This is a genomic window from Bacteroides acidifaciens, from assembly GCF_903181435.1.
Taxonomy (GTDB): domain Bacteria; phylum Bacteroidota; class Bacteroidia; order Bacteroidales; family Bacteroidaceae; genus Bacteroides.
Window position 1 is genome coordinate 1,227,800 of sequence record NZ_CAEUHO010000004.1, and the last position, 10,801, is coordinate 1,238,600.

Annotated in this window: 9 protein-coding genes and 1 pseudogene; 3 read left to right on the forward strand and 7 right to left on the reverse strand. The window is 41.0% G+C overall.

Annotated features, from left to right (window positions below; translation table 11 throughout):
- The first annotated feature begins 75 nt into the window (after positions 1-75).
- Entirely contained in the window at positions 76-1,515 is a 1,440-nt protein-coding gene (gene cls, locus CLIN57ABFB40_RS16700; RefSeq protein ID WP_175631118.1) for a cardiolipin synthase, read from the forward strand.
- A 24-nt stretch (positions 1,516-1,539) separates the two neighbouring features.
- On the opposite strand, the gene CLIN57ABFB40_RS16705 is transcribed toward cls, so the two are convergent.
- From CLIN57ABFB40_RS16705 to CLIN57ABFB40_RS16715, 3 genes are read right to left on the reverse strand one after another with little or no spacing between them, the layout of a single operon-like run.
- Positions 1,540-2,073 carry an RsmD family RNA methyltransferase gene (locus CLIN57ABFB40_RS16705; protein WP_175631119.1) on the reverse strand — a complete coding sequence of 178 codons (534 nt, stop codon included), beginning with the start codon at positions 2,071-2,073 and terminating at the stop codon, positions 1,540-1,542.
- Complete coding sequence (locus tag CLIN57ABFB40_RS16710) at positions 2,064-2,834, reverse strand: DUF3822 family protein (RefSeq protein ID WP_175631120.1); 771 nt, start codon at positions 2,832-2,834, stop codon at positions 2,064-2,066. The genes CLIN57ABFB40_RS16705 and CLIN57ABFB40_RS16710 overlap by 10 nt, the downstream gene beginning before the upstream one ends.
- On the reverse strand, positions 2,834-3,520 hold the full coding sequence (locus CLIN57ABFB40_RS16715) for a hypothetical protein (protein WP_175631121.1): 687 nt from the start codon (positions 3,518-3,520) through the stop codon (positions 2,834-2,836). Before CLIN57ABFB40_RS16715 ends, CLIN57ABFB40_RS16710 begins: the two co-directional genes overlap by 1 nt.
- 95 nt (positions 3,521-3,615) lie before the next feature.
- On the opposite strand from CLIN57ABFB40_RS16715, the gene CLIN57ABFB40_RS16720 reads away from it, so the two are divergent.
- The gene (locus CLIN57ABFB40_RS16720; RefSeq protein WP_175631122.1) at positions 3,616-5,034 is read left to right on the forward strand and encodes an ATP-dependent RecD-like DNA helicase; all 1,419 of its coding nucleotides are present in this window, start codon (positions 3,616-3,618) and stop codon (positions 5,032-5,034) included.
- Positions 5,035-5,087: 53 nt separating this feature from the next.
- Positions 5,088-5,236 (forward strand): annotated as a pseudogene (locus tag CLIN57ABFB40_RS20370) (ATPase); the annotation flags it as partial.
- Between the two features lie 169 nt (positions 5,237-5,405).
- Here CLIN57ABFB40_RS20370 and CLIN57ABFB40_RS16725 read toward each other — a convergent pair.
- From CLIN57ABFB40_RS16725 to CLIN57ABFB40_RS16740, 4 genes are read right to left on the reverse strand one after another with little or no spacing between them, the layout of a single operon-like run.
- On the reverse strand, positions 5,406-6,899 hold the full coding sequence (locus tag CLIN57ABFB40_RS16725; RefSeq protein ID WP_175631123.1) for a BACON domain-containing protein: 1,494 nt from the start codon (positions 6,897-6,899) through the stop codon (positions 5,406-5,408).
- A gap of 37 nt (positions 6,900-6,936) precedes the next feature.
- Positions 6,937-8,364 (reverse strand): BT_3987 domain-containing protein, encoded by a 1,428-nt coding sequence (locus CLIN57ABFB40_RS16730; RefSeq protein ID WP_175631124.1) that lies wholly within the window; start codon positions 8,362-8,364, stop codon positions 6,937-6,939.
- A 42-nt stretch (positions 8,365-8,406) separates the two neighbouring features.
- Positions 8,407-9,579, reverse strand: coding sequence for a DUF1735 and LamG domain-containing protein (locus tag CLIN57ABFB40_RS16735; RefSeq protein WP_175631125.1), 1,173 nt, complete (start codon positions 9,577-9,579; stop codon positions 8,407-8,409).
- 10 nt (positions 9,580-9,589) lie between these two features.
- Positions 9,590-10,699: a glycoside hydrolase family 18 gene (locus tag CLIN57ABFB40_RS16740; RefSeq protein WP_175631126.1), complete on the reverse strand. Its 1,110-nt coding sequence runs from the start codon at positions 10,697-10,699 to the stop codon at positions 9,590-9,592.
- Positions 10,700-10,801: the final 102 nt, after the last annotated feature.

Sequence of the window (10,801 nt, forward strand, 5' to 3'; positions counted from 1 at the left end):
GTTGTCGGGATTTTTTGTTTATCCGATAATTTACTCTATATTTGTTGTTCAGTATCCGTTTAAAAGGAGATTCCTATGATTGATTGGAACTATATACTCAGCCAAATAGCAACAGTGGCTTTTGATATTCTTTATTTCGGAGCCATTATTGGTACGATTGTCATTATCATTCTTGACAACCGTAATCCTGTTAAGACTATGGCATGGATACTGATATTACTTTTCCTTCCTATCGTAGGTCTTGTCTTCTATTTTTTCTTTGGTCGAAGCCAACGTCGCGAACGCATTATCGGTCAGAAGAGTTACGACCGTTTACTAAAGAAGCCGATGGCGGAATATCTGGCTCAGGATTGTTCGGAAGTCCAATATGAATATTCCCGTCTTATCCAACTGTTTCAGCATACCAACCAAGCATTCCCTTTTGAAGGCAATCGCGTAGCTGTCTATACCGAAGGTTATACGAAACTGCAATCATTATTGCGTGAACTCCAGAAAGCGAAGCAGCATATCCATATGGAATATTACATCTTTGAGGATGACGCTATCGGACGTTTGGTCAGGGATGTATTGATTGAAAAGGCTTCTCAAGGAGTTGAAGTACGAGTGATTTACGACGATGTAGGATGCTGGCATGTCCCCAATCGTTTTTTTGAAGAAATGCGTAATGCGGGTATTGAGGTACGTAGCTTCTTGAAGGTACGTTTTCCCTTATTTACCAGTAGAGTGAATTACCGAAACCATAGAAAAATTGTTGTTATTGACGGGTGTGTAGGCTTTGTGGGTGGAATGAATCTCGCAGAACGTTATATGCGTGGTTTCTCTTGGGGGATTTGGCGTGATACACATATCATGCTGGAAGGCAAAGCAGTACATGGCTTACAAACAGCCTTCCTGCTCGATTGGTACTTTGTAGACCGTACGCTGATAACAGCATCCCGTTATTTCCCGAAGATTGACTCTTGTGGTAGCTCATTGGTGCAGATTGTCACCAGTGAACCTATCGGACCTTGGAAGGAAATCATGCAGGGACTGACCGTAGCAATAACCAATGCCAAGAAGTATTTCTATATGCAGACACCCTATTTCTTGCCGACAGAGCAAATACTGGCTGCTATGCAGACAGCAGCTTTGTCTGGAGTGGATATACGTCTCATGTTGCCTGAACGTGCCGACAACAGGATTACCCATCTTGGTTCCCGTTCCTATCTGGCGGACGTGATGCAGGCAGGTGTGAAAGTTTATTTCTATAAGAAAGGATTTTTGCATTCCAAACTTATGGTTTCGGATGATCTGCTTTCTACGGTCGGTTCTACCAATGTAGACTTCCGCAGTTTTGAGCATAACTTTGAAGTGAATGCTTTTATGTATGATGTGAATACAGCACTCGAAATGAAAGAAATATTCCTTCAAGACCAGCGTGAGAGCACACAGATATTTTTGAAGAACTGGGTTAAACGTTCGTGGAGACAAAAGGCAGCGGAGTCTATCATACGTTTATTAGCTCCGCTACTCTAATTCTTAATAGGGATTTAACCGGGCTTATCGGAAAAGGGAGAAGTTTACACTTCCATACACTCTTCTTTCGATGAAGTGCGGATTCTCTTCGAAGTTATTATCTTTTCCGTGTTCCAGTACAAACAATCCTCCTTCTTTGAGAAGGTTGTTTTGAAAGATAAGCTCGGGTATTGTTTCCAGTTCCTTTAACGCATAAGGCGGATCAGCAAAGATAAAATCGAACTGTTCATGGCTGCTCTTGATAAACTTGAATACATCTCCCCGTATCGGCAGGCATTTGTCTGTCTGCACCTCTTTCATGATTTTTGTGATGAATGAGTGGTGAGCAGGCTCTTTCTCAATACTGATAACGCGGTCGCATCCCCGGGAAACGAGTTCGATACTTATACTTCCGGTTCCGGCAAACAAGTCAAGTGCAGTTATTCCTTCTTCAAAATCAATATAGTTATTGAGTACGTTAAACAGATTCTCTTTGGCGAAATCTGTTGTGGGGCGTGCTTTAAATGTTCGTGGCACGTCAAATCTTCTTCGTTTGTATATACCGCTGATTACTCGCATGTTAATAAGGCTTGCATGTCAATATTAGTAGCAGGATTCATAATGAATACCTGCAAGATAAACTTTTTCAGTTCGTTCATCAGGATTTCTTTGTCCGGGAGCGTTCCGGTGAGGTGCAGTTCATCCCGTTCCTGATTGAATTCCAGTTGCTTCCAAGCATACAGCAGATAGTAGATACGGTCTTCTGTATGCGTACATTCAAAGGAGTTGGCAAGAAGGAGATGTCCTCGTTCGAAACAATAGATGTCGATTCCTTCTTGACGTACGGAAGCGTACATCTTTTTGCTGTTTCCCAATCTACTTTTGACAGAGAAATAGTCAATGAGCGGGGTGGATTGGGAGTAAAAACGAGCTTCGGGATACTGCTCCTTTAGAAAAGTGCAGGCACTTTTGTCTATACTAAAGATGACCGCCACATTATTCTTCTGTAGAATATTGTAAGCCACCGTTTCGTTCTCCCGTTTCTGGTGATTGTGATAAAATAAAAGCTCCGCCTGTTCCTCTTCAAACAAATCTAATGGGACAATCGTAAAACGTTTGCCTGCCATCATGATATTCACTCGTTTGTAGGGATGGCTTAAGAAGTCCGATTCGTGGAAAACTGTTTTCAGGTTGGCAGTGAGGGATAGAGAAGATTCTATCTCTTTCTCTATGATTGACAGAGAGTCGTCGTGAATCGGGTTATAGATAGAAAAAGAAAATCCATCCGTACTAAGACGGATGGATAAAGTATATTGTTTTGATTTAGTAAAATCAATCATTATTCCCAGTTACCAGCACCATTGTTCGGAGTGTCGATAGAACCTACCATCAAACCGCAGTATCTACCCAATTTGTTCTGAACATCTTTTAAGTTAATGATTTCTTGTTTGTCAAGTCCGCCCAAATAAGTTTCGTACGGAGCTTTTACTTCGAACAGGAATACAGGAGCACCAGACTTAGCAGTATCGTTCTTAACATTCATTTCGAACTGTGCACCGCCTCCGTAAGGAATGTATCTCATAGAGTCTGCATTGAATCCTTTCGGGAAAATAGTATCCATAACGGCTACCCACATGGTGTCGCGTTTGAAGTTTTCAAGTCCCCATTTCTTAACTTCGTCATATTTGCCTGTCTTCTTCGCTTTGTTGATGATAGACATAGCTTTCTTTTCTGTCAAACCCTCTTCCAGTTGCTTGTCTGTCAACTGTCCCATTTTCATAACGAACGGCAACTTTTGATTTTTAACGAAATCAATCAGTGAGTCAAATTTGTCTGTGTACATTCCGTGGTGAAGCGTGCGGTATTCCTGCTGTGCTTTACGGATGTCAATCAAACGGGCAATGACTGCTTTTTCTCTGTCTTTTTTTGCGTTTTCAAAATTGATAGGACCCATAATGCTGTTGTAGCAGATATAAACCAATGCGGCAGCACAGAGCACTAATACAATATTAAATACTGTTTTCATGATAAATTATGTTTTTAGTTGTTATATTCGCATCGCAAAAATAGAATAAATAAATTTAAATACGATAGTTCAGGGAACTTTTTTCTCGTACAAAAATGATAAATAACTATTTAGAAAGGCAAATTAAGGAAAATTTTCCTTACCAACCAACTTTAGAGCAGGAAATTGCTGTAAAATCTCTTTCAGAGTTTCTTTTGTCCACTTCGGTGGACGAAGTTTTTATCCTCAGAGGTTACGCCGGTACAGGTAAAACATCTCTTGTAGGTGCCTTGGTGAAAACGATGGACCAGTTGCAGCAAAAATCAGTTTTGTTGGCTCCGACAGGTCGTGCGGCGAAAGTTTTTTCGGCATATGCGGGACATTCGGCTTTTACTATCCATAAGAAAATATACAGACAACAGTCCTTCTCCAATGAGTTGAGTAATTTTTCAATCAATGACAATCTGTCTACAAATACATTGTTCATTGTTGATGAAGCTTCCATGATTTCAAATGAGGGGCTGTCCGGTAGTGTATTCGGCACAGGACGTTTGTTGGATGACTTGGTACAATTCGTATATTCGGGGCAAGGATGCCGTCTTCTGTTGATGGGAGATACGGCACAGCTTCCCCCTGTAGGAGAGGAGTTGAGTCCGGCGCTTTTTACCGATGCGTTGAAAGGTTATGGGCTTGAAGTACGTGAGGTCGATTTGACTCAGGTAGTCCGCCAAGTACAAGAGTCCGGTATTTTGTGGAATGCTACACAGTTGAGGCAATTGATTGTGGAAGATGAATGTTACTCTTTGCCTAAGATAAAGGTGACAGGTTTTCCCGACATAAAGGTAGTGCCGGGCACGGAATTGATTGACGAACTGAACAATTGCTATGACCATGACGGAATGGACGAAACGATTGTTATTTGCCGTTCTAATAAACGCGCGAACCTATATAATAACGGAATACGTGCTCAGATTCTTTGGCGGGAAGATGAATTGAATACAGGAGATATGTTGATGGTTGCCAAGAACAACTATTACTGGACAGAGAAATATAAAGAAATGGACTTCATTGCCAATGGTGAAATTGCTATTGTCCGTCGTGTCCGTCGTACCTGCGAAATGTACGGCTTCCGTTTTGCAGAAGTCACCCTCCGGTTTCCCGACCAGAATGATTTTGAGCTGGATGCTAATTTGTTGTTGGATACTTTGCATTCAGACTCTCCTGCATTGCCGAAAGCGGATAATGACCGATTGTTCTATACGGTACTGGAAGACTATATAGATATTCCCAATAAGCGTGACCGGATGAAGAAGATGAAAGCTGACCCGTATTATAATGCGTTACAAGTAAAGTATGCCTATGCGGTGACTTGCCATAAAGCACAGGGCGGACAGTGGCAGAATGTATTCTTGGACCAGGGATATATGACGGACGAGTATCTGACTCCCGATTATTTCCGTTGGTTGTATACGGCGTTCACACGTGCGACGAAGACTTTGTATTTGGTGAATTATCCGAAGGAGCAGGTGGAATAGTTGCCTTGGATAAATAAGTATAATATGGAAATTCTTTTTTTATGGTCGCATAGTCTTCTATAGAAGTGTTGGATAAATATAAACTGGGGACATCTGCCAATATCAAAAAATTGCGTAAGGCAACATTGGAGAAAGATTTAATTGATATACTTCTGGGAATGTAATTGAAATTCAGGACCCGGCATTTGAGTATTGGTTGTAGTATGTGTATAAATATCATAGTAATTGAAATATGAAAACAGCAATAATCAAGTTTCGGACTTTACTATTGCTGTTTTCTTTTCTATTCATAAAGACTTTTATAATGTCTCTCTTGGCGATATTTTAATCACTTATTAATGACTCATACCTATTGAAAACTGTTCGTTACATCATTTACGTTCAATTTTGTATTCGGTAGCAAGTTCCAAGTTTGGGATAGTTTGGTCAGGTTTTAAGTAAAGAGTCTCTACATATTCTCCATTAAATTTGAAAGTGTGCAATACCGGACATTGAGTCAGGTCAATGCGTTCGACATAATCGCTACCTGGACGTTGTACTTTCATGTTGATTGCTTGGAGATTGTCACTGATAAACACTAAATCCTCACAACCGGAACCGAAATATCTGGCGGATAATAAATCAAATGAAGTGATCGGATTATCTCCAAAATTGAATTCTTTCATATAAATAGTGGCAGTATTTGTAATTGTCAGTAACGTTACTTTATGCAACTTGGATATGTCTACTTTTTCTAAATCACTGCTACCTTTTATCTGTATGGTAGTCAGGTTGGGGAAATATTCCAATCCGTTGAGGTCATTTACCGTTTTTGTACAGGTAAATTCGGTTGCCTTCATTCCGTCTTCTGTAATGATGTATTCATTGTCGGCTAATCTCACTAGCCATCCGTTTGTTTCGGCATATTCTGCGATAACCCAGTTTGAAATAGATGCAACTGGTGTATTCGGATCTGCTTGGATGATGCTGATTTCTGCATTTTTCAAACTGTTTTCCACACGGACAGAACCGACTCTAGCATTTGAAGCAGCCAAAAGTTTGTAGGATAATGTGCTGGTTGTTATACCTCTGTCATCTGTTTGCTGCTTGGAAATCGTTTGATTAGTAATCCATTCTGCGCCGCTTACAACTGAAGGCGTATACTCAAGATTACTTTCTACCGTGAAGGAAATAGTTTGTTCCGATAAATCATATTTCTGCGATGTCTCTGACGGGGTGATTGTAAAGTAAGGTACACAGGCTTGTGTGATATTTACTACTATCGGTTCGTCAAGAAGCGGACTTTCCAAAGTAACGTCGGCTGAACGGATTTTGTATGTCTCGTTTTCGGCAACGGAGAACAATAGTGTTGTTTTACCGATAAATTCGCTTTGTTTTTCTAATGTCAGCCACTCCTTGCTGTCATCGCTGTAAGTAATGGTAAAATCGGAAACATTACTTTCAAACTTGATAGACACATCACTTTTCTTTCGGGGCAAATCGATTTTTTGGTCGGTTAGTAAGTCTACAGCATATACTGGGGGACATTCCACTTGCAGGGGGACTACTGTAGAACCAACGAAGAATTTGAAAGTTGCAGTGCGGATTTCATCCAACGAGTTGGGATCAATGGTGAATGTAACTTCGTCTCCACTTTTTCCTGATGTAGCTGATGGATGTGCCCAGTCGTATGTGCCTGCTAATCTCCAGTCGTCCGAACTTGTGACGGTTACGGCAACTTCGCCTCCTAAACCGTTTATTTTTATTTCATTTGTTGATAATGAAAGCGAGTCATTCATTTCATTTACCGGTTCGTCGCTATCAGAGCAACCCCACAGAAAGAGGGTTGCTGACAATACTATCGATATTCTTTTTAATAGATTCATTTTATGTATTTTATTTAAGCGTTAAAAGAGTTATATATTAGCGTTCCGTACGAACAGTACTGTTTTTGGGATAATAATAACTTGGACGTATAAGGCTCTCGTCATACAATCCTAAGCAAACATTTTCGCAATATTTTAGCTGGTCTTTTCCCTCTTCGTCCGAAATATATTTGGGAGGAGTGGGAGAGAAAAACATATAGTAACCATATCCTTTATTCTTTTTGGAACGTGCAGTGCTGGTACTTGTATCTCCTCTATCCCGAAAGAGCTCAATAGACATACCTGCACATTGTTTCAATGTCATGCCTATGCCCGGATCTTCTGATCTTCCATAATCTGCTACGGAATAGTCGCAATATTGTCCGGGTTCTACTCCATCGATAATTTTTAGTTCATCGGCATATAAACTTCCCAAACTATATAGTGATACAATCTTTTCCGGCATAGCTTTCTTACATTCATACATTAAGCGGGAACCAGCTTCTACAGACTGTTCCGCCAGCCAAGGATTGGAAAGCACCGGATCATTCGAATATTCATCGTCAAAGGCTACACCGTCCAAGTTATATCCACGACAATAAGCGGCTATTTCACGGGCAAACTCTTTGGCTCCCATTTCAGAAAGTTGGGCTACGCCTGCTTGATCATGATTTCCCAGGATGCTGATGATAACCCTCATGCCAGCTTTGCGGAGTGGTTGGAGATACTCATCATTGTGGTCGAGTAGGAATTGTACATTATCGTTGTTAGATATATATACTCGTTGTTTTTTGGCATCCCAGTTTATATTGGCTGCAAAAAGAACTACGTCATCAAAGAAATATTTGCCACTGGCTGTTTTGAATTCTAATGCATTAAGAGGATTTGCCTCATTCACTTCAAAGTAAATTACGGTTTTTACAGCATCTTCTCCTTTGTCATGATTGGCTTTATGACGACAATCCTGTACTAACAATACCATATGTTTGGACATTTCGGAAAATGAGATACTTTTGGTCGGTGAAGTTGCAGACAATGGGACGATGTACGTTTTATCTTCTTCCATGCCTTCAAAAGCAGTAAGTGTTACTTTCAGACCGGGAGTTGTCGTGTCATCCGGTGCGAGCAGACAAGCACCGTTGTTGGTGATTGTTACATTTTCTGCAGGAAACATTTCGAAATCCGTATTGTGGATGGCATTGTAGGTGGTTACATAGGATTCGTCTACGGTAATCGTTACATCTACTCCCGTTTTCGGTTGTTTAGAAAGACGGAATACAATATCAGTTGATTGTTCGTCATTGCGCAGTTCCACTATTGAGTTATTCTTGTTAGTGGCTGCATCAAGCAACATACCGTTGATTTGTGTGGCAGAAAGAAAAGCGCTTTCATCTGCTGTAAATTCAAGTTCTTCATCACAGGATGTAAAAAGCCCTGCGGTAAATACTGCCAATGGCAAAAAAGCATATTTAATGTGGTTTATCATATTCATATTCTGTTAAAAGATTATTTGTAAAGAGGTAACAGGTTATTTTTCGGGTAAGGTAACGAATTCCCATTTTGGAAGATTCTCGATGGTCAAGTTATACCCGCTTGCGCTGTGGTCTTTCACTGTTTGTTCTTCGCCTTCATCAAATTTCCAGTATGCTATCAAGCCTTCCGAGGCAGGATCTGCTGTATAGAAATGGTTGACAGCTTGAATTTCTTCGGCTGTAAGAGCACGGTTCCAAATACGCACTTCAGCTACTGAACCGTTGAAGAAACGTTGTTCATTGTAAGAATATCCAATCCAGAAACAGCGTGCTTGTCCACCGCTTTCGTCCGAATGTTTGGTTCCTAAGCTGACTGTCTTCAATCTTGAGAAATTTTTTGAGGCTTTTTCTATTCCGTCAATATATATCTTTGCCTCTCCTTCCTTGAAGGTGACAGCCACGTGATACCATTTGTTGCCGTCAAACTGTAAGTCGGAATTGGTAAGATTGCCGTTAGAGGTAGCGAGTTGAAGCTGGTTGGAAGGTACGCCTGCGTCGCCGATACGAAGTAGATACTCGCCTTCGATGCCCATCAGTGTGCTTATCTCATTTTTGAGTTGAGAGGCTTTAAAGAGTAGCTCCAGTGTATTTTCTTTCATATTATTGAATCTTGTATCATTGTTGAAGTCCGGATAGGCACGATTTTCGTTTAGGTTGCACACTACGTTGATAAGTGAGGCTCCATGAAACACATAGTAATAATTCTTAGCGCTTTGCAGTACTTCGATTCCTTCGACAGAGTGGATGGTGACGGGCAATACATAAGTAAGGTCTGCGTCCAGTTCTCCTGTATTGATAAATTGAATAGGTAGTATGTTGCTGGAAACAGCACCGGCTTTAATGGTCACTTTGTTCTCTTCCATTACATAATGTGTTTCGGGAAGTAGTATGGCTGCGTCGTCGTAATATGCACTCCGGTAGGTATCCAGTAATTCCGGTGCCGGTGCCATTGTTACTTTGATATCATGTGCTTCCGGTTTGGCTATTTTCACCGAAAGCTCTTTTACTATATTGGTGTCTCCTGCTTTGAACAGGATTTCCTGAGTGAAGGCTGTTGTGGAAAGGAAAAGTTTGTTGTCGTAATGCTGTTCGTCTTCATTACTCTGACATCCGGTCAAGGTGATGGAGAAAGCGATGAACATCATCATTATTAATTTATTCAGTTTCATAACTTGTTTTTTATTTAGCGGTTGGACTAAGGATATTAATTGCTTCTCTGACGTTGGGGTATACTTTTGCAGGATTGAAATAAAAATAATCCTGCTCTACTCCATCCACAGAGATTCCGGCTTTTATATAATCGGTTACTTCTTGCAGCGTCCATTCGGCAGCGGCAACGATGGCAGATTTCCCATTCACCATACCATATTGGTCACCCATGTTGCTGAGATATGGAGTGGTTACTCCCATAATAAAGCGGTCGGTCGGTACGCCTTTGGCAGATGCCATCAGTACGAGATAAGACATTTCGTAGAGATTTTTGGCACTGTGGGCGTTGACAATGATATACTTGCTTTCTACCAATATCTCTTTACCGATGACGTTCTGCGGACTTCCTTTGAAGATGAGTTCTTTGTCCGCATGAGCGACTTTCCACTCTGCCAGCAGATTGAAGAATGCACCTTGGCGTGCTGTTTCGGCAGCTGTCTTTTCTTCATCTTGCAACAGGGAGTTGAGGTCGAAGCCGGTGAAGTTAATCACTATACCGTCTGTTCCCAGTGCATTGATGGCATCCAATTGCCTGGCTGTTTCTTTTTTGCAGTATTCGATGAAACGTCGTGCATCGGCAATAGCTGGATCTTCATCTGGTGTTTCATCTTCGCTCTCTAGTTCGTTTTCTTTCTCTGAAGTTTCCGTGTTGGAGGCATCTTCTGCCTCTTTTTCAAGAATGGCTTGCCAAGTGCTTTCGATGGCGTCAAAGTTGATCAGCCCTAATACTTTTGTTCCTTTTTTGCGGACTTTATCCATTTCAGTGATATGCATCTTATTCACGTCGAAGATGTTATTCAGGCAGATATAATCTACGCTATCGGGTAGTGCCGTGAGGTGTTGGCTCTGATTGGCAGGGGGCGTGCTAAGGTTGTTCATGGAAACTATGACAATGGAATGTTCACTGGTCTTGAAGTTGTTGAGTGATTTCAGGTATTGAGCGTATAGTTCCGGATTCTGCTCTTCGATGGAAGGGTAACGGAGAGTAATGCTTTCCGATTCCGTCCATTCCGAACATGCTGCCAGCATCATCGGGCAGGCGATGAGTACAGGAAGTGTATATTTGAATATCTTTTTCATATTATTATAGTATAAAATAGTTTTTTGTTTATAGGGGTTGACTTACTACTAAGTTCTCCAAGTACTTGGTAGAATCTAATAGCAAGATATTCAGGAAGGTAT